The following is a 25,897-nucleotide window of genomic DNA, read 5'->3' as shown; positions in this document are numbered from 1 at the left end:
GGTTTTAAGTGGCATCATCATGTTTTTTTTAACCTATACAAAACATTAATTATTTGTTTTTCAGTGTTTTAATTTTTTTATAGGCAAATAAAATAAGAGAAAACTTGGATTACAACATAGAAGTTACAAAAAATTTATAATCACTAATACAGATTTTTTTTTCGTTTAGCTCCAAAAGGATAATGGGATTCCTTTCGGTGCCTTAATCCGGTGGTACAAGATTTAATCCCTGGGGTTGTTAAAGAAAACTATCGGGTATTTCTTAATTTAAGTTATTGGTTATAGTATAAACAAACTTTAAAAAATTAACAGATGAAACATCCATGACAAGGGACTTGACACAAAGAAGAATGATTATTAACTTTGAGACAATTCCAAAGGGCGATTTTTACTGGAGGTTGAAATATCTTATTCAGGCCTTGAGCCATAGAAACCCCGAAGATGAAACTGCCCTCACACAGCTAAACACAAAGAAGTATTGCCTTGAGAAGGAACCTGAAATTTTCAAATTCTTAGCTGTATTTTTCTTACCAATTAGAGTTCCTGCTTTAGTGGGTAAGGGTACTTTTGTGATGGTTCCAGTTAGTAAAAATCCTACTTAATTGAAAAACTTCCGGATGGGAGTGTAATAATAGTTATTGTATTTGGAAGTTTTAGTTCCAATGCTCAGATTCAGAAAGTAGATCAGGAAGCGTTTGGAATGGACTGTGCCCCCTGTGCCTATGGTCTGGAACGCGGACTTAAAAATATGGAAGGTCTGGAAAGTGTAAAAGTGAGTCTTAATGACGGTAAAGCTTATTTAGATTTGGCAAAAAATAATGATTTGAGCCTTAGGCAGATCCAGGAAGAAGTGAATAAGAATGATTTTTCTGCTAAAAAAGCCGAAATTGTTATAAAAGGTACTCTCGTTGAACAGGATGGTAATTAAGCCAATTCAAACCGGGAAAGAAACTTTTACAATAGCTGAAGGAACTTCTACCAGCTTAAAACCCGGAATTGTAAAAGTGAAAGGAACAGTTCAGATGAAGAAGATGATAATTTGACTAATGAGTGGAAATTAAATATCATCCAGATTTATTAGCCACTAAAAACGTAGTAATAATGAACACTAATTAATGGCGGACTCCACATCGAGTCCGCCATATTTTTTTAAATTTTAGAAGTAGAATATTCTTTTCTGGTAACAATCTGATACACATAAAAGGAAAATATGTTTGGAAACTATAAAAACTAACGGATTACTAATCATTTACTTTATATGGCTATTTGTTATCATTTCTGAAAGTTAATTTAAATCATTAACCTAAATCTACCTGCCGGCTGGACAGGCTGGCTTTACTATTTCAGAGTTCAGTAAATCGATTATTAGTTATACGATACTCGGTAAATTACGCCATTGGTATCATCACTAACTAAAAGCGATCCATCGGGCAATTCTACCAAACCGGCTAACCTGGCGAATCGGGAAGTACCTTCCTCCATTAAAAAACCTTTTACAAAATCTTCAGCCTTTACAGGCTTCCCATTTTCGAAAGTTACTTTCATTATTTTGTGTCCGGAAGCTGGCCGTCTATTCCAGGATCCCCGAAAAGTTACCAGGGCAGTATTTTTATATTCCGAGGGAAACATTTTCCCTCTGTAAAACTTTAAATTCATTGGAGCGCTATGGGCTGTAAATAACATCTCCGGTTCTGTAGCTTTCTGCGCGTATTCTTTCCAGGTCATTTTTGGCGGTTCATCTGCCTTATTATATTTACCATCGTCGTAGATATACGGCCACCCATAATCAGCTCCCTCAGTGATACGATTTAATTCTTCTTTTTGTTCATCATCTCCCAGCCAGTCAATTCCGCTATCCATCCCAAAAAGTTCCCCCGTCTCAGGATGCCAGTCAAAACCAATGGTATTTCGCAGTCCCGATGCAAATATGGTTCTATTGCTCCCATCAGCATTAGTCCGTACTATAGTGGCATTTTCTTCCCGTGTTTCATCACAGGCGTTGCAGGTGCTTCCAATCGATATATATAGCATCCCATCTGGGCCAAAACCAATCGTGCGGTTGGGGTGCTGACCACCATCTGGTAGGTTCCCTATAATCTTTTCCAGTTCTCCAATAGTACCATCTTCTTTTAACTGTGCCCTGAAAACATCATTTACCGTAACAAGGTAAAACATATCTTCATGAAAAGCTACCCCATGCGCTCCTTCTTTAGTTACTACCGTTTGTTGATGGTCAGGTTTCCCGTCATCATTAGTATCCTTAAGCATCACTACGTCTCCCTCCCTTCGAGAAACATATATATTTCCCTGGGGGCTTACAGCCATCATTCTGGGTTCTCCCAGATTATCTGCGAATTTTTCTATTTTAAACCCCTGCGGTAATTGAAGTTGCGATATCCTCTCTTCGGTGGCCCCAACCATCTTAGGTTTATAAATATGTCCCGTAATATTTTCTGAAATAAGGCTATCCTTCTTTTGTGCCATGATTATACTCGTTGAAAGAAGGAGAAACAGTAAAGCTTTTTTCATAAGTGATTGATTTTCAAAATTTAAACTCATTAAAAATATAACATATGGTTTCGATGGATTGTTAATACATGGTTAAATGAAACTTATTTTTTTCATCATATAAGATTCTAATTGAGCTGTTCGACAGAGGAAAAAAAATTTAAAACCAACTATATCCGCCTGTCCGGCTAGCAGTACCGTGGCGAAGCTATCGGGGAATTTTTAAGATTAAAAGTTTAAAAAAATTGAAACTAAACACCTGTTCGACGTTATCTTACCGTTCTAAAATAATAAAATCTGAGACCGGTAATAAATAATATTAGGGGGACAAACCCGGAGATAAAAACTAAAATTCTCCCCAGCATGCCTGCCATTTCTCCAATATGAATCGGATAAAATTGTGCTGCTATCTGTTCGCTAACCGGGTCGTCGTTAAAGGATGAGGAATAAATGGTATTACTATTATTATCTAATTTTAATTCCCTGGTTTTTCTTAGACCGGGGTTTATAAATCGGTTTTTGATATATCTAAATTGATACACTTCATTTCCATCTTGAGGAAAATAAATTGCCCGGAGTGCATATTGGTTGTCTGGAGTCTCCAATAAGTGCAGTATATCGATCCCGGTACCTGCTTCAATCTTTTTTTCAGGTTGTTTATTGCCTATAAAACCATCTATTAACTTCAAACCATCCTTATAGTAGCTGTTATAAGTAAAATATCCACCAGAAAAGGCCATTACAGCCAAAGGAAGGAAAAAAAATATTCCAAGTGACTTATGTACATCGTAGTTAAATCTTTTTCTATTTCGTTTCCATTTAATTTTAATTCCCTTTTTAAAATTTGATTTATACTTTTTCCACCATAGAAATAAACCGGAGGTAAGAAGAAACAAGAAAAATATAATAGCACTACTACCTACAATGTATTTGCCAATCTTAGGAATTCCAAGGCTTCGATGGATCTTCAACAAATCTTCAAACAATTTTATGGAAGCTGATTTTTTTCCTAAAGGTACTCCCGTCTCCGGGTGATAATAAAGGGTTTGACCATTCTTATAAATAATGGAAACCGTCTCCTGCTCTCGATAAGGTAGGAATATCTTTGCTATAGTATCTTTCTGACTCCTATAAAGTTCTGAGGAAGTTTTTAATAATGTCTTTTCCGAAAGAGTATTAGTAGATTCCCTTTGTAGTAAGCGTTGATTTAAGGCCGACGTTATTTCCGGCTGCCATACATACATGGAACCAGTAAGACCTGAAATGGATGCCAAAACCCCACATGTTATTCCTAAAAAAAGATGTACTTTCTTAACTATGTTTGAAAATGCTTTCAAGCAATAAATTTTAGTGTAAGATGGTAGTCGTTACTTCTGAATATCAATTCTTAATAACGACTACCACCCCTTTTAAAAATTATAAGTTACACCAAGACGGGCATTCGCTCCCTCCCCAGCTGTAGTAAAAGACCTTAATGGCGCCGCCCATTGAGATCTTGCCGGTAAATAATACTCATTAAGAAGGTTATTGATACCCAAGAAAACATCAATATTACTCTTAATTTGGTAGGTGGCCGTTAGATTTACCAGGGTATATCCATTTACAGGAAATTCCGTATGCCTAAAAGCATAATTTCCTTCCCCATCCTGAAAAGGAGAAAACCTGTTTCGATCTCCTAAACTCATAACATTCAATGAAGTATTAAACTGTTCTGTTGGCTTCCAGGTAACATAGGCCGTTAATTTTGGAGCAGAAATGACATCACCACCAACATAACTTAAATTATTTTCATCATCGTTTGGGTTTTTAAGCCCTTCCACATACGAATAAGAAGTCCCAATAAGTAGTTTATTGCTTGGGAGAGCATAATCTATTGCTACCTCTCCACCGAATATTTTCTGAGGTTGTTCAGAAGGTATAAACGAGTTTAGTTCATCACTAAATACAACACCAGTACCTAAATTAGAGGTACTGTAGTATCCTACAGCCTCTAAACGAAAATTATTAAATTTTGAAATAAACCCGAATTCATAGTTATTGGTAACTGCGGGCTCCAGTTGAATGTTGTCTATACTTTCAGCTCTTGCAGATCTTAAAATAGAACCTAAATCAGCTATGGAGAAACCCTGGGAATAACTAATGTAGGGAATGAATTCCTGATGTTCAATATACCGGACTCCCATATTAAATGCCAGATTATCGAACGCCAACTCTCCGCCCTGAACGGAGACCGAAGGATTAAAGTTACCATCTCCTTTAGGTGAATAGGGAAGTGTATTATAATTGGCAATATCCATTTTTAAATCATCGTATCGTAATCCAGCTTTAAAGGCCCATTTTTTATCTAGTTTTAAAGTGGTTTGTAAATACGGTGCTACGCTCATCAGTTCGATATTCGGCACCCAAAGCCTTCCATCTAACAGCCCCTGATTAGTCTTATCCCTTAAAAGATCCAGTCCATAGATCAGAGATATATTCATATCGCCATACAAATTGAACTGAGTATTAAAATTAGGTCTTAAGCCATACTTTTCTGAATTGATCACGGATTGCCCTCCGTCTTCGAATTTATCAGAATAAAAGAAAATACTTTTGGCTTTGGAATAATATAGATCGGTTTCAAAATCTGTGGTACCGGAGAAAATATTATTTAAATTGTATTTTAACCTCCCATTTATCAATTCGGAACCAGTTGGTTCCTGTCCAGGAATTGATCCTTCGATACCATAACCCGGTTCTAAAGAGTAATCCCCTTGGTCATTAAACACCTGAATATTTGCAAAAACCGGAATAAAAGGAGAATCCTGAAGTGATTTATAAAGATTCCCGTTAATGGTTATTTTTTGATTAGAAGAAAGGAGATATTCCAGTTTTCCATACGTGCTGTAAATATCGGTATTATCTAATCCATAAGTAGGAAGTAAGGGAATCCCTTCAGCATCGTATTTATTCCCGGTATGTTCTATACTTCCGCTTATATAGTAACTAAACTTATTAAATTGTCCGGAAAAGGATTGATATACCCCATATCCCAAGGCATCTTGGCTATTGGAAAGTTGGGAGGTTCCCCAAATATCAGTAGTGCCGCTCAATTTTTCTGAAGTGGTTGGATTTTTGGTGATATAATTGATAAAGCCTCCACTACCACCATTTCCAAATATTGAAGTAGCTCCTTTGATTACTTCAACTCTGCTTATATCGTTAGGATTAATACTTTTAATTCCCAATTGTCCATTACGTAGCGGGGTGGATTGAGGGATTCCATCTACCATAACGAGTAATGACCTACCTCTTAATGTTTGTCCCCAATTGGAAAATGTTCCTGTGCTTACAGCAAGACCGGGCACTGTATATGCTAGAATCTCGTTAATATTGGAGGAGATTTTAGTAAATTCCCGCAGCTTTTCTGAGTTCACCACAGTAACAGAAGCTGGAATTTCTGAAAGATATTCCGGGTTCCTGCTTGCAGAAATCACCACTTCATCCAAACTTCCATACGTATCCTGAAGGTTCACACTATAGGTTGTTAAGGAATCTCGTCCAATTTCTATAATTTGCTCTATAGTTTGATAACCCAACATTTTGACCGTTACCTTCCAGTTTCCAGGGGGAACCTCCTGGAGTTTATAAAACCCGTCAAAATTTGTAGTAGTTCCTTTTTGTAATTCCTCGATATAAATAGAGGCACCGGCAATAGGTTCATTTGTTTCATTTTTTATTTCCCCTTTTAATCCTGATTGGGAGAAAGCAGAGAGGCTTAAGGCCATTAAGGCGAGAAAAGTAATGTGTTTCATTATTCTTATTTAGATTTATTAAAAATAAATGCAAATATAGAAGCCTCTTTTAATTACACCAAGAAAATTTGATTTTTTTCAATGGAGTGGAGTGGAGTGATCACAGCCCTCTTGAAGATAATTGGTAGATTATTTTTTGATTTAATATAATGATTAAAAGCAATTTTTTACTCAAAAAGGATTGGCATAAAAAATATGATATTGGGAAACAACTAAAGTTACCATTCTATCCCTTTCTCAGTTTTTAATCGTTTCATTATGAAATGCTAAAATCCTATTATTTAACAATACCTGTTATCTGCGATGGATTTGTGGGCGGATGTATTTTTAATTATGATTTACAAATAGAGCAATTGGATTCTCCAATTAATTTGCCATCTTTATCAAACTCGTATTTACAACATTCATTGAATTTTTGTTTTAAAATATCTTTAGCTCTTCGTGTTCTAGCCTTGACATTTGTAAGACTTATTTCTAAGATTTCAGCCGCTTCCTTTTGTTTTAGTCCTTTGATATAAATCAATTCAATTATCTTTTTATAAATATCTGGTAGTTCATATACGAATTTATCAAAACAGCATATTGACTGATATTTTTCTAAAGCAGTTTCATTCTGTAAATTAACACTCGGTAAATAAACAGATTCTTTATTGAAGTAGTTTGCTATCTCGTTTCGAGCAATTTGAAAAATCCAGGCTCTTACTTTTTCATCATTCTCAAGTTGATGTAATTTTTTATGGATTTTTAAAAATGTATTTTGAAAAATATCATTTGTAGCACTTTCATTTTTTACTTTTTTGAGAATAAAGAAGAATAACTCTTCATTGAAATTGTGCCAAACTTTTTGAGTCTCCATAGTTCAAAAATAAATAAAGGTTAGCTTTTAAACCAACCTTTATTCAATTCAGCAACAATCGCATTTACCACATTCACATTTTGTACAAGGGCAATTGTTATCTAAACAATTTATGCAATTACATTTAGTGCAATCACAATTAGTACATTTACAATCATTCATACTTATAAATTTTATTGTTTACTACGGAGACCTTTAATTTTCTAAAAAGATACATTTAAATTGAATTTTCTTTTAAAATATGGCTGCAGACTCATGTTAAGCATTTTATTGACTAAGCTTTGCGCCTGGAACATTTTCTCCAACTTCTCTAAAAAACTGAGAAATTTTAAGCCTTCTGCTTCGTAATATTGTAATTATCCGAAAGATAAACTAATCATGCTACCCCGAGCAGCCCACTCCATTAGTTAAAAAAGCATATCATTCTTAAAAATAGGTGCTAAAACCTAGGTACCAGGTGGCCGTTTTTGTGGCTGGATTATTTAAAATGTCATTCTGCCACTGATAACGATAATTCAACCTTAAAACCGTTGCAGGTGACGGTCTAAAACTTATGGAAGGAGTAACCGCAATTAAATCATCCCCTATATTTGTATTAGTTTGAGTGAAGTTACCAATATTAAAATCAACATAATCTGTCCGAACGGAGACGTTTAAGGATGCATTTTCCCAACCGAACATTTTCTTTTGCAACACTGGTTGAACTACATCCAGAAAAAATCCTGCTTGTTTATTTCCAAACTGTTGCGTAAATGTTTTTGGCACATCCACCCACACATAAGCGCCTTCTCCAACAATATAAGTGCCGGTTGATTCAATAGTAGTGCTAAGATCAATAGCGAAGACATCCACCCTCCTATTCTTTTCATCTATCTGTAGTCCATCTTCCATTACACGATTGTATGTACCGCCCATATAAGAAAAACCAACCTCACCTATATTTCTATTTCCTATAGCGAGTTTTGTAGTAATTAAAGGGTCACCGCTGAAATTTTCTTCAAAACGCTCTTCATTTTCTTTAACGGATGAAAGAGAGGTTCGATCTTTTGAATTATTAATTATACTATTGTCAAATCCATTTGAGAGGTATGCTTCATATCCGATAATCCAATCTCCAGTATTTGTTTTACCATACATTCCAAAACCTGCATTAGAAAAAGTGGCGGGTAGTAATTTTACTGCCACATCAGGTCTTTCTACAAACTCCCATTTAGGACCATCGTGATTTTGATTAAAAGCACCGATTGGATTCAAGATTATTCCACCTCGTAAATTGAGAAGAGGATCAAAGGAGATATCCATAGCAGCAAATTCTATGGCAATCTCTTTACCTCCCTCTTCAAACTCTACTTCCGTTAAAAATTTAATTCTTTTGTTAATTGAGGCAGACAGAAATAATGTTAAACGTCGTGCTTGAAAAGATAATCCTTCTGTCAATCCATCTTCCACTGCATATATCGAATTGGCTTCAAGATATCCCCCAATAGATACCGGAGCTTTATTTATTGTTAGAGCTGGTCGATTGTATACCGCATCCATGTTAAGTTGAGTATCTGTTGTATCTGACTTCGTTCTTTTAAGTATATCATCCTCGTTTTGGGCTATTAAATTTCCACTGAGGGTGAACAATATTAAGGTAATGATCAAATAATTAGGAGAATAAAATATAGATGTTTTCATCGTCTGTTTTCGTTGGAAATGTTTTTAGTTTTTGTTCAGCAGGTCCTTGTAATACGGTTCCTTCATTGGAAAATTGGCTTCCATGGCAAGGACAACTATAGATACCCCCACCAACATTAAGCTCGCACCCTCGATGAGTGCATTTTAGTAAGGAAGCTATATAGTCTTCACCAACTTTATATAGACAAATAGGGAATCTGTATTTGTTATTTTGTATAAGGACAAACTCTCTTTTAGACACCTTGTTATTTTTTTCAAGAATAAACTCATGCTTCGCTATGGTTAACTTATCTACCTCTTCCTTTGCTGTAGCATAGTAAATTCCACTGCATGAATGTAAAAAACCTAAACTTGGTATTGTTATAGCAACAGAGGAAAGGGTTTGGATAAATTTTTTTCTTTTCATCATAATGAATTTATAAATTCAAGTAGTTGCTTTTTTTCCTGATTCGATAGGGCATTGAACTCATCCCTTGAATTTTTGGCTTCACCGCCATGCATCAAAATGGCTTCCTCAATACTTCTTGCCCTGCCATCATGTAAAAGAAACAAACCTCCTCCTTGTGAGTTTTCAGAAAGGCCAATTCCCCATAGCGGAGGGGTTCTCCATTCGGATGTTTCAGCAAAACCTTCGGTATATCCATCGTCCAGACCAGGACCCATATCATGAAGTAGTAAATCTGTATAGGGATGAAATCCTTTATTAGATAGTGCTTCGATAGGCGAATATCCCGTTTTCATGCTTGGGGTATGGCAGGCAGCACATTGAATTCGGGAAAAAATTTGTTTGCCAGATACAACATCAGGATCATTTTGATTTCGAGGTATCGGAGCTTTTAAGGTTTTTAAATAAAAAACCACCTCGTTAACTACCTGAGTACTGATTTCCGGGTCCTCTTCCAGCCCGCTATAAGGATCTATAGGTTCAAATAATGATGTAATACCTATATCTTGATTATACGCACCTACTGTTTGATGCAATAAGTCATAACTAATTGCCTTTTTACCAAACCTAAAAATATATTTACCTCCACGTGAAATACTATTTGGCCGAATTTGAACATATTCAGGAGGATATGCGAAATGAGCTCTACCACTTATTCCGTCGCCATTCTCATCATAAGGATCGGCTAGAGAAAGTATACTTTCATCTGGAACAGCATCCAAAAAACCTAATCCTGTGACCGCAGGCGCAACCAAGGTTGTGAAGGGTGCTCCTGGAGGTAGCTTTTCAGGCTGAAACCCCTGAATTGCTTTATTCTGTAATTGATTTTTACCATCCCCAAAGTCTGCAAAAGGATTTCCTAAAGTATCACTTTGACCGAATCTTATAAATTGATTAAACGGGTGACCTTTACCATCCCCAGAATGACAACTAACACAGCTAGTACCTACGAAAACGGGGCCGAGTCCAGTTTCTGCGGTAAATACTTCATCATTGAACGCTATATCCCCATTCAAGAACTGAATCTGCTCTTCAACTGATAATCCTTCTACAGGGCCATCAAGAAGTTCATTTTCCTTTGGAGGAACAGGACCATATTCATCAGCTAATTTTTCACAGGATGTAAAAAAAGCGATAAAAATAATTAGACTTAACCATTCTATTTTCATTACCTAAAATATTATTTAGACAAATCTAAAATTTATTTTTTAATAATCTAAATATTGAAAGTTATTATCTTAAGAATATATTTTTAAAGTTGTAGGAATATATAGTATTAAGCTTCTTAAAAGATTTACCAACGGCGAAAACCTCGTTTGTACGTTTAAAGTTTCTAACTTGGAAGCTTTGTATTTACTCCTATGAGACAGCCTACCTATTAGGAGTATTATGAAGGTTCTCAATAATATGAGTATAATTCTGGTCGCCCCTCCTTTAGAAGTACTTGAATTGAAATACCAGAGAACTCCCGATTCCTTATATTACAGGGAATCGGTTTTTAATTGAAGTATTTTGTTTACAAAAGGTCAATTTTCTACGCCTCTTAAAACTTCAACTTTTAAAAAGAAAAATAATGAATTCCATAGAATCATTAGATTAAGAAAAAGTTGGTAGGTAAACATTTTTAAATAATCAGGGCTTATGAATAAAGTCTTTTAAGACAAAAAAATACAATAAAAATGATGCAATGACCAAAAGGATTAATGAAAAAATTCCAAAAAGCTTTTCTTTTTTAGTTATTTTATTCCGGGAAGATTTTTGACCCTTCTTCTTTCTTCTATTTCTCCTATATTTTGACATTTTTCTTCTACACTTTCTTTTGGGTAAATTGCAAACTTATCGCTTTAAAAAGGGTTTATTCCCTCTAATTAGATAAAAATTCATTGTACTGTAGTCTTACAATTGCCTTAATTTAGGGCACCTAGGATACCATAGGAATATTTCACAAATAATTCTGTGGTCTTACTGAAGGTATGAAGCTCAGGAATTCAGTTAATTTCTAAAAAATAGTGACTTCATAAACTTAAAAATGCAGATTTGTTTTCAATCCTACTATCATTTTAAAATAAGTACAGGAACTTCTGATTTGAAAATCATTTTCCGTCTCAGCCCCAGTTCAGTTAGTTTTTCTATAAAGGCATGTTTCCTGTAAAGTAGCGCCAAAATATCTATGGCATTATCTTTCAAAAAACCGGTTATTTTATCTTCAGTTTTCCCTTCGGAAAAAAGGTGAACAGAAATATTCTGTAGATTAAAAAACTCCTCATAATAGTTTTTTATCTCCTGTTCTTTAATAACTTCATCTTTACTTTTAGCAAAATGAAATATAAAAAGGCGCGCGTTAAATGCCTTTAATAGATCAGCCAGAACCTTTAGTTCCCTATCAGGTTTCAGATTATCTGAATCCAGCGCCAGACAAATTCTTTTTAAACCAAAAGTTTCTAAATCTTCAGGTACAACCAGCACAGGGCAGGGTACATCCTTGCTCACTTTTTCACTGGTAGTTCCTGCAAGGTAACCTTCTACCTCACCTGCACCTTCTGTCCCCATAATTATCAAACCTGCTTTTTCTTCTGTTGCTAATTGATAAATTATATCTGAAGGTCTTCCTGGGGCTACCATACTCTTATATTTTATTGTCGCCAGACGTGGAAAATTTTCGAGAAATTCCAGCATTTTTTCTTTGTACAATTTCTGATAAGAACTAAAGTTGTCGGGAACCGGATAAACTATAGCCCCGTATCCGGCATATTGATAACCTTCAGAATAGGCATGAACAAAGATAATTTCTGAATTTAAAGATTCGGCCACCTTTATGGCATACTCAACTCCAATTTTGGAACTTTGACTAAAATCAATCGGAACTATTATTTTCATGGTTTTTTAATTTTAATTATACATTCAGTTTTTCAATTAATTGTTTAAATAAAAGCTTTATTGTTTAATCCACTTTTTGGCAATCTCCTTTTCCTCTAAGTCAAAATATTTTACTTCAGCATTGGTAAAAGGTTTCATGAACTTTGTAATCCAGTCCTGCCATTTTTTATCACCTACCATGGCGATTTTTTCATAATCTTTTGCGTGGGCAGTATCCATTTTTAGATCTTCCCACAGGCCTGGAAAATCCCAGCCGGTAAAATTCTCCATTTCAAAATACCAGCGTACGTTTAATCCTTTGTCCAAAATAGCATGAATAATGGGATGTACCTTCTCAATATCCATTTCGGATAAATCTCCCGATGCTCTGGTTGCAATAATATTATCTCCTGAAATCTCTATAATTTGTAACATATCTATTTTTATTAATTATTAACCGCCTAAATCGTAAAACCATTCTTCAGCTTTCATAATTCCTTCTTTTATGGCATTTCCCTTAGTATAATTCTTTTCTATAACCAGACTTTTAGCAATTTCCAGGGCTTTTTGCTTCACTGCAGGATGGAGGCCATCCAAACTGGTTTTAAATTCTTCAAAGGTCCATTCCATAGCTTCATTTTAATGGTTGAACAGTTCTTTTTCTTTTTCGGGATCCATCTCATTCTTTGACTTTTTGTCCAAAAAATAATCCAGCACGATGCCCACTATAATTGCTCCCACAAAAGCAACATACACCTGCCAGTTAAACTGAACTACCAGAGACAGGCTAATAATTATGGCCAAAATGGGTAGGATAGGTACTTTCCCTATGGAAAGGGGAACTTTAAAAGGTCTTTCTTTGTCAGGTGCTTTATAACGCAAAACGATGAGTGCAATATTCACAGCTACAAAAACGAGTAACGCCCCTAAAGAGGACATTCCTGCGACAATTTTAATATCTCCCAATAACAAAAATGCCGCTACCGCAGCCATAACCACCAGTGTAGTTACCCAGGGTACTTTCTGTGCATTGGTCTTGGTCATAAATTTTGGAAGCTCGCCCACGCTTGCCATACCGAAAAGCAACCTGCTAATGGAAATAATGCCACTAAAAGCCGCATTAGCCGTAGCAAAAAGTGCCGCAACTGCCAGGGCTACGGGCAACCAGGAATTTAAATTTGAAGCGGCCAGCGACAATGGGGAATTTACCTTTGCTATTTCTGCGGGGTCACTTATATTGAGTACCGTAAAAGATATTAGTAGGTATATAATTGTGGTAAACACCATTGTCAATAAAAATGCCCTCGGAATCGTCTTGCCCGGATTTTTTACCTCGGAACCCAATGCTGCCATATGCTCAAAGCCGGTATAAACAAAAAATAAGGTAGCAGTCGCTGCCAGGGTGCCGGAAAAGGACTCCACTTTAAAAAATTCTGATTTTGGTGGTCCTGTTTCCAAAAGTCCGACCGCAATAAGAATAAACAATCCCAATAGCTGAATACTGACCATAATGATATTGGCGGTAGATGATTTTTTGATGCCCGTAATGCTTATAAATGCAAGAATCAGTAGCACAGCATAGCTAACCAGTAAGGAAGGGATGTTAAAAAACGTATTGAAATACCCTGAAAAAGCAAGTAGCACCGCGGCGATGGTGGCCGAACTGTGAAATGCAATCGTCCAACCTGTTAGAAAAGATGGAATGTCGATTTTTGGAAAAGCTTTCCGTACAAAAATGAATTCTGCACCGGCATTAGGATAGGTAGAGGACAGCTCTGCATACGACATTGCCGAGACACTGGCCGCAATGGCGGCAAAAATAAAACTCAACCAAAGGTCTGTTCCCGCCTGTCCAGCGGCTGCACCAATTACAGTATATATTCCAGCACCAACAATGGTACCTACACCATAAAAAGTAAGGCGAAGAGTACCCAGAGATTTTTTTAATTCTGCCATAATACTATTAGTAATATATTATCCATTTCTATCTAAATTCCTTTTTTCCATCTCTGCCTTTACGATGCCACGCTCAATAGCCTCTTCTTTTGAACAATTTTTGTTCAAATAGAAATCCCTTGCATATTTTAATCCTACTGCTCTAATATTTTCATCCAGCACATTAAGCCTCTCCTGGTAATCCTTAAATAAATCCTCCTTCATTTTTTAAAATAGTTTTAGAACAAAAAACACCATAGTTAAAAGATATACAATATACGCTGCATCGAAAACGAATATCTGCCATCTGCTGAACCCGTGAAGTTCCTTGCTTTGATGGACAAATACTGAATATAAAAGCGGCATCAGTCCTACAAAAGCCAGGTTGACCCAAAACAACTGGAAATCTTCGATTGGGGTCGTTACCAGTGCCAGGGGGAAAAATGCCACTGTCATGGTAACGGCATTATCTGCAATCACACTGGTGGTACCCGCAGTCACTTCACCTCCCTTTACCACACTCCATGTTTTGAATATTTCAGGGGCGGTAGTCATAATTCCGGTGATAAACAACCCTCCAACAATTTCGGAAATATTCAGTGCCGAAACAATATTTTCGGTAGCTTTTACAATAAAAAAAGCCCCCACGGCTATGGCCAGGGCCCCTGCAACCGAAAGCCATATTTTCTTTTTATCCCATTCTACCTTCTGACCCTTTTCCCTGCCTTTTATAATGGCATGCGTTAAAAAAGCCGCATAGGCAGCCAGCATGATCCACCCATCAATGGGTTGTAATCCACGCCAGGCTTTGGGAAGCGTTAATATAGCCACCAACCCGATAATTACCAGATAGGGGATAGATAATACCGAGACGGAACGTTTGTTCAGGGCCAGCAGGTTGGCATCCAAATGTTTTTGATGCTCCTTATTGTTTTTAAACTTTCTTCTGGAAGCAAAGTATGCAATGGTTACCATGAGCGGAATGGAAATGATATTGGAACCAAGCAAATTCCCCAACCCGATATCAGATACCCCACGGGCGGCGCTCGTAATATTTATCGCCACTTCAGGGCTCGCTGTTACAATAGCCAGGAAAGCTGCCCCTGCAGAAGCAGTAAGCCCCCATTGTTTGCGCAGCATCTTTAAAGGGGTAAGGAGTTGATCAGCACCCCAATGGGCAGCCCAAGCTGCCAATCCCAATACTACTACCCAAAGCCAAGCGTTCATAACTAATCGATTTTTATAATTGTCCTGTTACTTTCAGTATATTTCAACTTTTTCTTATCCGATATTTTCTGGTCTTTTTTTTGTTGGCTTTGAAAGATCAGGAGTAAAATCACTCCCGTGCTAATCCAAACATCTGCGGTATTGAATACAGGGTCGAAAAAAGTAAATTCATTACCTCCCCATAATGGCAGCCATTCCGGAAGCCTTGTATCAATAATAGGGAAGTACCACATATCCACCACATTGCCATTTAAAAATCCGGCATAACCACCGCCTGAGGAGAATATTTCTGCAATATTGCGAAGTGCGGGATCACTTTTTTCAAAAATCAGTCCGTAAAATGCACCGTCAATCAAATTGCCCAATGCACCTGCGTATATAAATGCGGCACAGATTATAAAGACTTTTGCATATCCTTCACGTATCATCTTTTTGATATAAAAGGTCCCCCAAATAACGGCTACGAAGCGAAATAGTATTAAAACAAATTTGGCCAGATAACCTTCGCCAAATTTAAAGCCCCAGGCCATGCCGGCATTCTCCAAAAAATGTAAGCGAAACCAATCCAGGCCAAACACAAAATATTCCTCGCCATAATAAAAATGGGTCTTCACATAAATCTTTATGGCCTGGTCTATTACCAACAACAGTAAAATTAATAATGCTACACTACTTTTATTCATAATTTCCTTATTCTTGCCCAACGTCTTGTGCAACATATATTTGCATTATTTAGATAATTTTAAAATTCTTATGGCGCCCCGCATTACAAACGTGAAAACGATGCCGCCAATTACCAAATCGGGCCATTTGCTATCCAGAAAATAGACCAGCACCCCGGCCAGTATCACCCCGCCGTTTACGATGATATCATTGGACGTAAAAATAGCACTGGCCTGCATATGCGCCTCCTTACTTTTGGCCTTATTTATCAACCAGAGCGAAATAAGGTTCCCCAGTAAGGCTAAAATGGAAACTATGATCATCCATTCGAACATTGGTGTTTCACTACTTGTAAAAAACCTTCTTAATACCTCTGCAAAACCAAGTGTTGCCAATGCAATTTGAAAGTAGCCGCTGAATTTTGCCACCTTCTTTTTTCTGGAAATGGCACCACCTACTGCAAATAAACTTAGCGCATATACTATCGAATCTGCCAGCATATCCAAAGAATCTGCAATTAGGCCCATAGAAGAAGAAATCCACCCCGTGGTCATTTCGATAATGAAAAAGCCGAAATTTATCCCCAGGACCCACCAAAGGATTGTTTTCTGTTTGGATTGGTCTTCTATTACGGGAGGCTCGGCTTCTTCGGTCCCCATAAATTTATCACCTAATTTTAATTCTGAAATCGAGGCTTTGATTTCCTCATTCCCTTCAAGGTGATATACTTCAAGTTTTCGATTGGGTATATCAAAATCCAAATATTTCACTTGAGCATAAGATTCCAATTTCATCCGGATCATCTGTTCTTCTGAAGGACAGTCCATTTGACTTACTATAAAAGTACTTTTGTTCATTTCTCCCATATCACTTAACTATATTTTTCCTTCCTTTATTGGAAGTTAATAAGAGAATTACCGCACCGCCAATAGCTGCAAGTAATGAAGCTATCAAAATGCTTATTTTCGAAATTTTAATCAATTCCTGATCATTAAATGCGAGATTGGTAATAAAAAGGGACATGGTAAAGCCAATTCCCGCGATCATACCAATTCCAATTATATGTTTCCAGTTTAGTGTAATATGTAATTCGGAAACTCCAAGTTTTTGCCCGATCAATGTAAAAATACCAATCCCTGTTACTTTCCCAATAGCTAATCCCAAAAGGATCCCCAGCCCTAAAGAACCGGAAACAACCTCAATTAAATTTACATCGAGCTTTACTCCCGCATTCGCGACTGCAAAAATTGGAATGATAAAGAAAGCATTGAAATCAACAAGGGAATTTTCCAGTTTGAGCAAAGGAGGCCTTGAATTCTCAGTATCTGTTTTAATAGCTTTTAAAATTATTTGTTGTTTTTTATCCTGAAGAGGATTTAATTTTTCCAGCTCTGTTTTCTCAAGATTAGTAACGTTTGTGGCGGTCCTTTCTTTTAATATTTTACTGTCTAATTTGGGCACTATTGGAATGGTAATGGCAAAAAGTACTCCCGCAATAGTTGGATGGATCCCCGAATTAAGGAAGCAATACCATAAGATGATCCCAATAATAATATACCAAATCAAATTTTTGATCCCAGTCCAATTCATTAATAATAATAACCCAAATGCCCCCATGCCCGATCCAAGGTATATCCAGCTCAACTCGTTGCTATAAAACAATGCTATCACCAATATGGCACCTATATCGTCAGCAATAGCGAGGGCTATTAAAAATGTTTTTAACTGCCTGGGGACATTTTTTCCCAGTAGGCCAATAATCCCTAGTGAATATGCGATATCGGTAGCCATAGGGATGCCCCAACCCTTTATATTTTCAGTGCCTAAATTTAGGCTAATAAAAATGAGGGCCGGAACTGCCATGCCACCTAAAGCTGCCAACAATGGGGCTGAGGCTTTTTTAATTGAAGATAATTCCCCCACCATAACCTCCCTCTTCAATTCAAGGCCGGCAACCAAAAAGAAAATTGCCATTAGGCCATCATTGATCCATTCTTCAATTGTTAGCCCAAAACTAAGATGCTCGGAAAATTCAAAAAGCAATTCATCGCCAAGAAAATGATGATAGGCACCTGCCCACTTTGAATTAGCTAAAAGAAGGGCAACTATAGTAGCAATTATTAAAAAAATCCCCCCAGCTGTTTCCCTGTCGAGGAACTTTGTTGCCGTTTCCCTGATATACCCAATAGTGGATTGATTTCGAACTGATTGCCCCATTTTATCTTATCTGTTTTTTGAGTTCATTACTTAAACCTTAATATTTCAAAAAGCTCAGTAGCGTCTTAATTTTTAAGAACTTACTGTTAGGTCAACTTTAAATATGCAACGCCCTGTCTTCGGTAGCTGCCAGACAGGCCTCCTTAAAGGTCTCGGAAAATGTGGGGTGACCGTGTGACATTCTTGCAATATCCTCGGCAGCCGCCCTAAATTCCATCGCTACCACCGCTTCGGTATAACTGTCTGCTATGCGAGGGCCTATCATATGCACGCCCAATATCTCATCGGTTTCCTTATCTGCGATTACCTTGATAAAACCATCCGTATCCATACTTATCTTCGCCCGTGCGTTTGCCTTATAGGGAAAAGAGCCCGTTTTTATACTTCTATTGGTCTTCTTCAGTTCTTCTTCCGTCAAGCCTACACCGGCGACCTCAGGCTGGGTGTACACGATATTTGGGATAAGGGAATAATTGATATGTGGCTTTTGACCTGCTATGCTTTCGGCTACAAAAACGCCTTCTTCACTGGCTTTATGGGCAAGCATTGCCCCCCGGATTACATCCCCAATGGCATACACACCCTTGACATTGGTTTCAAGGTTTTTATCTACCGTTATCTGTCCTTTCTCATTGGTTTCCACTCCTATATTTTCAAGCCCTAAACTGGCGGTGTATGGTTTTCGGCCAATGGCCATAAGACAGTAATCGCCATCTAAACTCATTTCTTCTTTATCGGAAAGATTTTCCGCTTTCAATTCTACTTTATCCTCAGTTGCCGTTGCGTTTGTCACCTTATGTTCCAAATAAAAATCAATTCCCTGTTTTCTAAGGGAACGGTGCAATTGATGTCCCAGTGCGCCGTCCATAGTGGCGATAAGGCTATCAAAATATTCTACTATGGAAACCTTTGAACCCAGGCGGGCGAATACGGAACCTATCTCAACACCGATAACGCCACCCCCAACGACCATTAAGTGCTTGGGGATTTCCTGTAGGGCAAGGGCTTCGGTGGAAGAGATGATACGCTTTTTGTCTATTTTAATATTGGGCAGTGAAGCGGGTTTGGACCCTGTGGCAATGATGATTTTATCGGTTGTTATGGTTTCCGTTTTGTCCCCGCCCTTAATCTCAATCGTGTTTTTGTCCTTGATGGTGCCGTGGCCTTGATAGACGGCAACCTTGTTCTTTTTCATCAGATAATCAACACCATTGATGATTTCCTGTACCACATCCTGAACCCTTTGGTTCATTTTCAGGATATCGACATTGGCCTCTTTAACATCAATCCCAAAATTTTCGAATTGATGCTTGAGTTTGTAATAATGCTCAGAGGCTTCCAACCAGGCTTTTGACGGGATACAGCCCACGTTAAGGCAGGTGCCGCCAAGCGTGTTGTACCTTTCAATAATGGCTACTTTTAATCCTAATTGGGCGCAACGGATCGCACTTACATACCCGCCCGGGCCAGATCCTATTATAGTTACATCAAATTTTTCCATATTCACATTTTTTTAAGTTAGTTACGGTGGAAAAAACCTTAAGCTTGACCATTGGGGGCTGGGATTCAGGCTTAAGGCACTCCCACCTATTATTTTTTACTACAGTTTTTACATATCCCTTTTAAAACTAGGTTCACATCGTTCACCTCATACTGGTTTGGCAAACTCTCTTCCGATATTTTATTTGGTAAACAGATTGTTTTCTTACAATTGGTACAATGAAAGTGCATATGTAAATCTGTACTGTGTTTACCTTTGGCGTTTTCATCGGAAATCGCATATTTTGCAAAAGCAGTTCCATCGTCAATTTGGTGCACCATGCTTTTTTTCTCAAAGAGCTTTATCGCCCTGTAGAAAGTGGTCTTATTGGCTGTTTTGATATTTTTATTGATAAAGACTTTTTGCATTTCATTTAAACTTACTGCATAAGTTTTCCTTTTGAGGTATTTGTAAATTTTCAACCTCATTTCAGTGGGACGTATCCCTTTTGACGATAATTTTTTTTCCGTTTTTGTCATTTTATATTCTTTCGAAAAACAGTCTAAGTCCGGATCTAATCTTTTTTATAAGCCAAAAGCCTTAACGCATTAAAAACCACCAGAAGCGTCGAACCTTCATGGATTACTACCGCCACTCCAATATTTGCCAAGCCGAATATGGTTGAAGGTATAAGCAGGGCCACAATACCAAGGCTAACCCAAAGGTTTTGCCTGATAATCGCCTTTGCCTTCCTGCTTAAACCTATGGCAAAGGGCAGGGTTTCCAACTTATCGGCCATTAGCGCAATATCCGCCGTTTCCAGGGCTACATCACTTCCCGCAGCACCCATAGCTATTCCTACAGTGCTGTTTGCCATGGCAGGGGCATCATTAACGCCATCGCCCACCATTGCCACCTTGGATTCCTTTTCTTTTAATTCTTTTATAGCATCCACTTTTTCTTCCGGTAATAAACTACCCCAGGCATCGGTCAATCCTATTTCTTCTGCTACTGCGTCTGCTACCTTCTGGTTATCACCAGTAAGCATGATCATTCGTTTAATTCCTATTTCTTTTAATTTTTTAAGGGTTCCCTTGGCGGCTTCACGAGGGGTATCCATTAATGCAATGATGCCTATATATTCTTCATTTTTTCGTATAAGCATTGTTGTATTTCCACCACCTTCAAGACCACGCACTTTCGTAGCTATTTTTTCGGAAGGTGTACTCTCATCAAGCCCTTCGTACAGGTCGAGGTTACCTATATAGATTTTATCATTGCCAAATGATGCTTTAATCCCTTTACCCAGAACTGCCTCTAAATTAGAGGCATTTGGGATTTCCTCGCCTTCCAGACGCTCTTTTCCATCACGAACTACAGCTTTGGCCAGGGGGTGATCACTAAGACCTTCCACGGCTACTGCTATTTTGAGAAGTTCATTGTCTGAAATATCCCCAAGTGGCACCACTTGGGTAAGTTTTGGCTTTCCTTCCGTTAGAGTTCCGGTTTTATCAAAGGCTAGGGCGGTAATAACCCCCAGGTCCTCCAGAGGGCGCCCTCCTTTAATTAATACCCCGCCACGGGCAGCTCTGGCCACTCCACTTAATACAGCACTTGGGGTCGAGATTGCCAACGCACAGGGACTTGCAGCTACTAATACGGCCATCGCCCTGTAAAAGCTGGCGCTAAAGGGTTCGTCAATAACTAAAAAAGCAAACAAAAGAATCCCGACCAAAATAAGGACGGACGGCACAAAATATTTTTCAAATTTATCGGTGAGCAACTGGGTAGGCGATTTTTGAGTCTGAGCTTCGTTAACCAGTTTCACCAATCGGGAAAGCGTTGAATCTTTGGCTGCTTTGATAACTTTAATCTCCAAAGTATTGTTCCCATTGATCGTTCCGGCAAAAACGCGGTTTTCATCTTTAATATCATCTACCTCTGAGTAATCCTTCTCAACATCTTCTACGGGAACTTTATCTACCGGTACACTCTCCCCGGTTATTGGAGCCTGGTTTACACTACTCTGCCCATCTACCACTACGCCATCTGCAGATATTTTACTATTTGGTTTTACCACGATGATATCGCCAATATTGAGTTTTTCGATACCAACTTCTTCCGTCTTACCATCTTTTTTGAGTAAGGCTGTTTTTGGCGCCAGTTCTGCCAGTGCAGCTATAGATTTGCGCGCTTTGTTCATTGCATAATGCTCCAGGGCATGCCCCAGGCTGAAGAGAAATAATAACAAAGCTCCTTCAGCCCATTCCCCTAAAATAGCCGCTCCTATAGCTGCGACCAACATAAGAAAATCAATTTCAAATCCACCTTTGGCTACGGTCTGTATGGCTTCTTTTGCTGTAAAGTAACCTCCAAAAAAGTAGGCACCTATGTATAGGGATAAGCTGACCCATTCCGGTATTGATGTTACGTAGGACAAACCAAAACCAATACCCAAAAGAGCACCGCAAATAATAGCAAAAATAAGTTCGGTGTTTTTCCCAAAAATACCTCCGTGGGCGTGGGAATTTTCTTCCCCGGCCCCGTGGCTATCCGCTTCTCTATGATTCTGGAGATCAGTATCTTTATGCTTTTGTTCTTCTATATCCCTTACCTTTTCTTTATTTAAATTTTGAGGATTCTTTTCGGCAGATTTAAAGCCCTTATTCTCAGCAGAGGAGCTTTTTTTAACTTGTAGGTTTTCTTTTTCGAGCTTTGTAGTTATCTCATCAAAACTTGTTTCCCGTTTATCATATTCTAAACGGATCATTCCTCCGGCATTGGCGGAAGCTTCCAAAACACCATTGATATTCAACAGACTCTTTTCTATAGTCCTTGCATGCCGGGTATGTCTAATCCCCTCAACCTCTATAAGCAAATGTCCATATTTCGCGGTAATTTCAGCCCCGGTTCTTTCTGCCAATGATTGAATGCGGTCAATAGAAATTATATCCGGATCGTAATGAAAGCACAATTGTGGCACCGTATCTTCCTGATCGTCTTTTATATGCACTTTATCAAGACCTTCTTTGGCTTCTAATTCTTCAATGAGCCTTTGCACACAAGTGTCTTTTTCATTTGGCACCTGAGGTAACAGTACCGGAATTTTCAGTTGTAATTTTTTCATTTTAGGTGTTGTTTATTTTATGTTTTTTCAAAAAAGGGAAATGATGTGAAACCAATAATAGAATAAGAAAAGCGGATGTAACACTTCCAATGAGGTACATACCAAACCCAATTGATATACCAACCGCGGCAGTGGCCCAAATTGTAGCTGCGGTAGTCAAACCGGAAATTAAATTTTTCGCGCTATCCCTAAAAATAATTCCTGCACCAAGGAACCCAATACCAGAAACAATATTGGCGACAATGCGGGTTTGGTCAGTTACTTCAATATGAGTATTGATTATTGTAATTAATGCGGCCCCAAGGCAAACGGCTGCATACGTTCTAATTCCTGCCGCATTTCCGTCAATTTCCCTATCGAGTCCTATCAGGACACCTAGTAAAAGAGCGACAAATAATCTCGGTATCAGTGTTATTTCAGTTTGAAAATCCATTGTATTCATCTTGTATTATAAAATATAATAATCTGTTGGCTCTTTCTTTACAGGAACATCTGTTTCACCTATCATTTGTTTAATGTTTATTTCTATCGTTTCGGCCAAATCAGTCATGGGTGTATCCAAAGGGTCGTTTTCAAAGGGATCCTGCATGAGTATGGATGTTTTTTCAATGGCAATGAAAATGACTGGTATAATAAATGTTATAGCGATTTCAACTGCTATATTTTTATCGTCCAATCCAAAAGGCAACATTGTAGCAAAAACGTAGATGATCAAATGAATCAATAAGCTGTGTGCTTTGGGGAAGACAGTATTTTTTATACGTTCGCATTTGCCCATTGAATCACATAACCTGGCTATAGTACTGTCTATCTGTACCTGCTGAAAATCATTGACCATACCAATTTCTTTTGCCTTTAACAAAGTTTCAGAGTGTTGTGACAATAAAGCATTAGGAATATTAAATGCTTTAATCCCATAGGATTCTGAGTATACCTTAACCCGAGTGGAAAAGGGTAGTTTCCTCAGCGATTCCCCTAGGGCATAGCACCAGATTACCTGACGATCGGTCATCTCTTTCACCATCTTTTGATAGCCTCCTTGATCCCTTGCAAAAAAAGACACACACTGCCTGACCAGTGTTCTGGAATCATTGACAATAGCCCCCCAAATAATACGGGCTTCCCACCACCGTTCATAGGCTTGATTGGTTCGAAAACCCAAAAGTAGAGCCACCGCAGTACCAAAAACGCCGGTTATTGCAATTGGAATAGAGATTTTTGACAAAAAACCATATTGGTCCATATAGCCAACCAGAATTGAATAACTACCGATAAATATCAGGTCAAATTTTATGGTTTTCAAGAAGTCAAAAATTGATATCCGCTTATTTAAGAGCATATTTAAAAATTATTTAAGTCCGTTCAATAAGTTGTTTGCTTATTCTCATAATGTAAACTATACTTCATTGCCACATTTAGAACAAAATTTTGCATCCATAGGTATTGGTTCTTGACAACTTATGCATTTTACTTTACCTAAAGGCTCGCCATAATGTTGACAAAAAGAAGCATTTTCAGGATTGTCTTTGCCGCATTTTGTACATCTCACAACAACCTTGGGTTCATTAAATCTTGGGTCATTATTTTTACGTTGATGCTTGTTGGAATGATGACCATAATTTCCTCTTAATAAATGTTTTAAAAATCCCATATTGTTTAGTTTAAGTATGTTTCCATATATTCCAACGCCTCGGGCATATCCAACTCGCGGGTTCCGTTCCCTGTTCTGATAAAGAAATGCGAACGATCGCCCAAATTCAAATACACAGGTTTTTGTGATTTGTGAACCCTTACATAACAGATATCCTTTTCTTCAAATTGGTGAAAAGACACTTTAACCAAAGTGCAAAAATGGGTACCCAACTTGAGGGACACCAATTGCATTATATATTGCTCAAACCCGTCCTTGCCAGGTTTTTTTAAAGTACCATAATCCTGTTCCAGCCCCAGAATACTACCTTCATCATCAATTCCGATAATTAAATGCCCTCCTTGGGTGTTCATAAACCCGGCAATTGTTTTTGCTATTACGTCTTCCAAAGCCTTATTCGGTTTAAACTGCCTCAAATCCCATCTCAAGGTAGATTTAAATTCTACTTGCTGGTTTTCTCCTGCCGCAATCAGCTCTCTGATCTCCTCCAGCTTATCTCTTCTTCCGGTCAATTGAAATATTCTTTGCCTGACCATAAACATAAGCGACAAGGCAATGCCCAGCAGTCCAAATAGCAATTTGATTATGGCTTGATCCAAATCCCATACTCTAAATTCCTGCTGATATGAAGCAAGCAGGTATTTCCACCATTCGCCATTATCTCCCTGCATGTCATACATGTGGAGTGAAATAGCCAGGGGCTGTATTATAAATAAGCCAAGGGCTAATCCAATGAATATAAAAACAAATACTTTCCGTTTTTTCATTTTTACCTTCTTTTATATACCATAGGTGCCATCGCTTTCGATGCCTGTGCCTTATAACTACTTCTTCTTATCCTGAAGGACTTTCTTCTTTTGTTCAAATTCCTCATCGCTTATCTCGTCCCGGGCGTATCGATCTCTCAGGGCTTCCATAGCCTTATCCTTCCGTCTGTTTTGTCCCGGGGTGGGATAAGGAATTAAGAATATCCAAAAGATGAGGATTATCCAAAGCCCCCACCATATCCAGTGCATTCCCCCAAAATTCCAGTTGTCCATCATAATCTTTCTGTTTAAATTTACTTAACTTTTTTAATGATTTCCTTTCTCCATCCATTCCTTGGCCAAATGTTTTTCTTCAGGGCTAAAGAATTTAATATGTGCCTTTGTAAAGGGTATCAAAACTTCGGTAAACTGTTCCTGCCATTTTGTAATTCCCACCAATGCAACCTTTTTAACGCGTTCTTCATTCGGAAGTTTCAGTTCAATGCCTTTCCAATACGCACTTGCAGTCCACCCCTCAAAATTTTCCATTTCAATATACCAGTATACTTTATGGTTTGCCTGTATATGGTTTTTTAATTGAGATATCAAATTGTCATAATCGGTAGCATCCAATCTATTTTGAGCTACCATATATACCTTGTTTTCTTTTTTATAAATTTTCATCATTGTTCCAATTTTTTAAATCAAAAAA

Annotated in this window: 27 protein-coding genes; 2 read left to right on the top strand and 25 right to left on the bottom strand. The window is 37.8% G+C overall.

The window, feature by feature from the left end:
* Nucleotides 1-350 precede the first annotated feature (350 nt).
* Both J0871_RS06465 and J0871_RS17280 read left to right on the top strand, forming a co-directional pair.
* On the top strand, nt 351-602 hold the full coding sequence (locus J0871_RS06465) for a hypothetical protein (protein ID WP_133546766.1): 252 nt from the start codon (nt 351-353) through the stop codon (nt 600-602).
* Nucleotides 603-700: 98 nt separating this feature from the next.
* Nucleotides 701-928 carry a heavy metal-associated domain-containing protein gene (locus J0871_RS17280; RefSeq protein WP_229792205.1) on the top strand — a complete coding sequence of 76 codons (228 nt, stop codon included), beginning with the start codon at nt 701-703 and terminating at the stop codon, nt 926-928.
* 437 nt (nt 929-1,365) lie between these two features.
* Here J0871_RS17280 and J0871_RS06455 read toward each other — a convergent pair whose 3' ends face one another.
* The 25 genes from J0871_RS06455 to J0871_RS06335 all read right to left on the bottom strand — a co-directional run bounded on the left by J0871_RS06455 (nt 1,366) and on the right by J0871_RS06335 (nt 25,872).
* Entirely contained in the window at nt 1,366-2,529 is a 1,164-nt protein-coding gene (locus J0871_RS06455; RefSeq protein WP_198036139.1) for a PQQ-dependent sugar dehydrogenase, read from the bottom strand.
* A gap of 248 nt (nt 2,530-2,777) precedes the next feature.
* Nucleotides 2,778-3,845 carry a PepSY-associated TM helix domain-containing protein gene (locus J0871_RS06450; RefSeq protein ID WP_208224303.1) on the bottom strand — a complete coding sequence of 356 codons (1,068 nt, stop codon included), beginning with the start codon at nt 3,843-3,845 and terminating at the stop codon, nt 2,778-2,780.
* A gap of 72 nt (nt 3,846-3,917) precedes the next feature.
* On the bottom strand, nt 3,918-6,302 hold the full coding sequence (locus J0871_RS06445) for a TonB-dependent receptor (protein ID WP_041579150.1): 2,385 nt from the start codon (nt 6,300-6,302) through the stop codon (nt 3,918-3,920).
* A 331-nt stretch (nt 6,303-6,633) separates the two neighbouring features.
* Nucleotides 6,634-7,158: a sigma-70 family RNA polymerase sigma factor gene (locus J0871_RS06440; RefSeq protein ID WP_013073435.1), complete on the bottom strand. Its 525-nt coding sequence runs from the start codon at nt 7,156-7,158 to the stop codon at nt 6,634-6,636.
* 426 nt (nt 7,159-7,584) lie between these two features.
* The gene (locus J0871_RS06435; protein WP_208224301.1) at nt 7,585-8,838 is read right to left on the bottom strand and encodes a hypothetical protein; all 1,254 of its coding nucleotides are present in this window, start codon (nt 8,836-8,838) and stop codon (nt 7,585-7,587) included.
* Nucleotides 8,810-9,244, bottom strand: coding sequence for a Rieske (2Fe-2S) protein (locus J0871_RS06430; RefSeq protein WP_228482292.1), 435 nt, complete (start codon nt 9,242-9,244; stop codon nt 8,810-8,812). Before J0871_RS06430 ends, J0871_RS06435 begins: the two co-directional genes overlap by 29 nt.
* Entirely contained in the window at nt 9,244-10,452 is a 1,209-nt protein-coding gene (locus tag J0871_RS06425; protein WP_013073438.1) for a di-heme oxidoredictase family protein, read from the bottom strand. The genes J0871_RS06430 and J0871_RS06425 overlap by 1 nt, the downstream gene beginning before the upstream one ends.
* Nucleotides 10,453-11,338: 886 nt before the next feature.
* Nucleotides 11,339-12,160, bottom strand: coding sequence for a universal stress protein (locus J0871_RS06420; protein ID WP_013073440.1), 822 nt, complete (start codon nt 12,158-12,160; stop codon nt 11,339-11,341).
* A 57-nt stretch (nt 12,161-12,217) separates the two neighbouring features.
* Nucleotides 12,218-12,574: an STAS/SEC14 domain-containing protein gene (locus J0871_RS06415; protein WP_008615606.1), complete on the bottom strand. Its 357-nt coding sequence runs from the start codon at nt 12,572-12,574 to the stop codon at nt 12,218-12,220.
* 18 nt (nt 12,575-12,592) lie between these two features.
* Complete coding sequence (locus J0871_RS06410; RefSeq protein ID WP_013073441.1) at nt 12,593-12,769, bottom strand: hypothetical protein; 177 nt, start codon at nt 12,767-12,769, stop codon at nt 12,593-12,595.
* Between the two features lie 9 nt (nt 12,770-12,778).
* Nucleotides 12,779-14,095, bottom strand: a complete 1,317-nt coding sequence (locus J0871_RS06405) for an amino acid permease (RefSeq protein WP_013073442.1) — start codon at nt 14,093-14,095, stop codon at nt 12,779-12,781.
* 18 nt (nt 14,096-14,113) lie between these two features.
* Nucleotides 14,114-14,299, bottom strand: a complete 186-nt coding sequence (locus J0871_RS06400; RefSeq protein WP_208224299.1) for a hypothetical protein — start codon at nt 14,297-14,299, stop codon at nt 14,114-14,116.
* 3 nt (nt 14,300-14,302) lie between these two features.
* A complete protein-coding gene (locus J0871_RS06395; RefSeq protein ID WP_013073444.1) occupies nt 14,303-15,301 on the bottom strand; it encodes a sodium/calcium exchanger protein in 999 nt (332 codons plus the stop codon).
* 2 nt (nt 15,302-15,303) lie between these two features.
* Nucleotides 15,304-16,020: a lipoprotein signal peptidase gene (locus J0871_RS06390; RefSeq protein ID WP_049771489.1), complete on the bottom strand. Its 717-nt coding sequence runs from the start codon at nt 16,018-16,020 to the stop codon at nt 15,304-15,306.
* A 9-nt stretch (nt 16,021-16,029) separates the two neighbouring features.
* Complete coding sequence (locus J0871_RS06385; RefSeq protein ID WP_217806691.1) at nt 16,030-16,821, bottom strand: cation diffusion facilitator family transporter; 792 nt, start codon at nt 16,819-16,821, stop codon at nt 16,030-16,032.
* 10 nt (nt 16,822-16,831) lie between these two features.
* Nucleotides 16,832-18,181 (bottom strand): Na+/H+ antiporter NhaA, encoded by a 1,350-nt coding sequence (gene nhaA, locus J0871_RS06380; protein WP_057482990.1) that lies wholly within the window; start codon nt 18,179-18,181, stop codon nt 16,832-16,834.
* Between the two features lie 97 nt (nt 18,182-18,278).
* Entirely contained in the window at nt 18,279-19,682 is a 1,404-nt protein-coding gene (gene lpdA / locus J0871_RS06375; protein ID WP_057482989.1) for a dihydrolipoyl dehydrogenase, read from the bottom strand.
* An 89-nt stretch (nt 19,683-19,771) separates the two neighbouring features.
* Nucleotides 19,772-20,200, bottom strand: coding sequence for a transcriptional repressor (locus J0871_RS06370; protein ID WP_057482988.1), 429 nt, complete (start codon nt 20,198-20,200; stop codon nt 19,772-19,774).
* A gap of 35 nt (nt 20,201-20,235) precedes the next feature.
* Nucleotides 20,236-22,788: a heavy metal translocating P-type ATPase gene (locus tag J0871_RS06365; RefSeq protein WP_208224297.1), complete on the bottom strand. Its 2,553-nt coding sequence runs from the start codon at nt 22,786-22,788 to the stop codon at nt 20,236-20,238.
* A gap of 1 nt (nt 22,789) precedes the next feature.
* A complete protein-coding gene (locus J0871_RS06360; protein ID WP_228249894.1) occupies nt 22,790-23,221 on the bottom strand; it encodes an MgtC/SapB family protein in 432 nt (143 codons plus the stop codon).
* A 15-nt stretch (nt 23,222-23,236) separates the two neighbouring features.
* Entirely contained in the window at nt 23,237-24,127 is an 891-nt protein-coding gene (locus J0871_RS06355) for a bestrophin family ion channel (RefSeq protein ID WP_008613747.1), read from the bottom strand.
* 57 nt (nt 24,128-24,184) lie between these two features.
* Entirely contained in the window at nt 24,185-24,439 is a 255-nt protein-coding gene (locus tag J0871_RS06350) for a zinc ribbon domain-containing protein (RefSeq protein ID WP_008613749.1), read from the bottom strand.
* Between the two features lie 5 nt (nt 24,440-24,444).
* The gene (locus J0871_RS06345) at nt 24,445-25,206 is read right to left on the bottom strand and encodes an ATP-binding protein (protein WP_011709087.1); all 762 of its coding nucleotides are present in this window, start codon (nt 25,204-25,206) and stop codon (nt 24,445-24,447) included.
* A gap of 57 nt (nt 25,207-25,263) precedes the next feature.
* Entirely contained in the window at nt 25,264-25,482 is a 219-nt protein-coding gene (locus J0871_RS06340; RefSeq protein ID WP_208224295.1) for an SHOCT domain-containing protein, read from the bottom strand.
* A gap of 30 nt (nt 25,483-25,512) precedes the next feature.
* Nucleotides 25,513-25,872 carry an STAS/SEC14 domain-containing protein gene (locus J0871_RS06335; RefSeq protein WP_128766681.1) on the bottom strand — a complete coding sequence of 120 codons (360 nt, stop codon included), beginning with the start codon at nt 25,870-25,872 and terminating at the stop codon, nt 25,513-25,515.
* Nucleotides 25,873-25,897 lie beyond the last annotated feature (25 nt).

Origin of the sequence: Salegentibacter sp. BDJ18 (assembly GCF_017579965.1) — a bacterium.
Taxonomy (GTDB): Bacteria; Bacteroidota; Bacteroidia; order Flavobacteriales; family Flavobacteriaceae; genus Salegentibacter.
This window is presented reverse-complemented; position numbering and strand designations above follow the sequence as displayed.

Bases quoted from the DNA above. Each gene is read 5' to 3' on its own strand.
- J0871_RS06440 (WP_013073435.1), bottom strand. From the start codon at position 7,158: ATGGAGACTCAAAAAGTTTGGCACAATTTCAATGAAGAGTTATTCTTC.
- J0871_RS06430 (WP_228482292.1), bottom strand. From the start codon at position 9,244: ATGAAAAGAAAAAAATTTATCCAAACCCTTTCCTCTGTTGCTATAACA.
- J0871_RS06425 (WP_013073438.1), bottom strand. From the start codon at position 10,452: ATGAAAATAGAATGGTTAAGTCTAATTATTTTTATCGCTTTTTTTACA.
- J0871_RS06385 (WP_217806691.1), bottom strand. From the start codon at position 16,821: ATGAACAAAAGTACTTTTATAGTAAGTCAAATGGACTGTCCTTCAGAA.
- J0871_RS06355 (WP_008613747.1), bottom strand. From the start codon at position 24,127: ATGCTCTTAAATAAGCGGATATCAATTTTTGACTTCTTGAAAACCATA.
- J0871_RS06405 (WP_013073442.1), bottom strand. From the start codon at position 14,095: ATGGCAGAATTAAAAAAATCTCTGGGTACTCTTCGCCTTACTTTTTAT.
- J0871_RS06410 (WP_013073441.1), bottom strand. From the start codon at position 12,769: ATGGAATGGACCTTTGAAGAATTTAAAACCAGTTTGGATGGCCTCCAT.
- J0871_RS06435 (WP_208224301.1), bottom strand. From the start codon at position 8,838: ATGAAAACATCTATATTTTATTCTCCTAATTATTTGATCATTACCTTA.
- J0871_RS06455 (WP_198036139.1), bottom strand. From the start codon at position 2,529: ATGAAAAAAGCTTTACTGTTTCTCCTTCTTTCAACGAGTATAATCATG.
- J0871_RS06350 (WP_008613749.1), bottom strand. From the start codon at position 24,439: ATGGGATTTTTAAAACATTTATTAAGAGGAAATTATGGTCATCATTCC.
- J0871_RS06420 (WP_013073440.1), bottom strand. From the start codon at position 12,160: ATGAAAATAATAGTTCCGATTGATTTTAGTCAAAGTTCCAAAATTGGA.
- J0871_RS06445 (WP_041579150.1), bottom strand. From the start codon at position 6,302: ATGAAACACATTACTTTTCTCGCCTTAATGGCCTTAAGCCTCTCTGCT.
- J0871_RS06400 (WP_208224299.1), bottom strand. From the start codon at position 14,299: ATGAAGGAGGATTTATTTAAGGATTACCAGGAGAGGCTTAATGTGCTG.
- J0871_RS06465 (WP_133546766.1), top strand. From the start codon at position 351: ATGATTATTAACTTTGAGACAATTCCAAAGGGCGATTTTTACTGGAGG.
- J0871_RS06345 (WP_011709087.1), bottom strand. From the start codon at position 25,206: ATGAAAAAACGGAAAGTATTTGTTTTTATATTCATTGGATTAGCCCTT.
- J0871_RS06335 (WP_128766681.1), bottom strand. From the start codon at position 25,872: ATGATGAAAATTTATAAAAAAGAAAACAAGGTATATATGGTAGCTCAA.
- lpdA (WP_057482989.1), bottom strand. From the start codon at position 19,682: ATGGAAAAATTTGATGTAACTATAATAGGATCTGGCCCGGGCGGGTAT.
- J0871_RS17280 (WP_229792205.1), top strand. From the start codon at position 701: ATGGACTGTGCCCCCTGTGCCTATGGTCTGGAACGCGGACTTAAAAAT.
- J0871_RS06415 (WP_008615606.1), bottom strand. From the start codon at position 12,574: ATGTTACAAATTATAGAGATTTCAGGAGATAATATTATTGCAACCAGA.
- J0871_RS06390 (WP_049771489.1), bottom strand. From the start codon at position 16,020: ATGTTGCACAAGACGTTGGGCAAGAATAAGGAAATTATGAATAAAAGT.
- J0871_RS06360 (WP_228249894.1), bottom strand. From the start codon at position 23,221: ATGGATTTTCAAACTGAAATAACACTGATACCGAGATTATTTGTCGCT.
- J0871_RS06365 (WP_208224297.1), bottom strand. From the start codon at position 22,788: ATGAAAAAATTACAACTGAAAATTCCGGTACTGTTACCTCAGGTGCCA.
- nhaA (WP_057482990.1), bottom strand. From the start codon at position 18,181: ATGGGGCAATCAGTTCGAAATCAATCCACTATTGGGTATATCAGGGAA.
- J0871_RS06395 (WP_013073444.1), bottom strand. From the start codon at position 15,301: ATGAACGCTTGGCTTTGGGTAGTAGTATTGGGATTGGCAGCTTGGGCT.
- J0871_RS06340 (WP_208224295.1), bottom strand. From the start codon at position 25,482: ATGATGGACAACTGGAATTTTGGGGGAATGCACTGGATATGGTGGGGG.
- J0871_RS06370 (WP_057482988.1), bottom strand. From the start codon at position 20,200: ATGACAAAAACGGAAAAAAAATTATCGTCAAAAGGGATACGTCCCACT.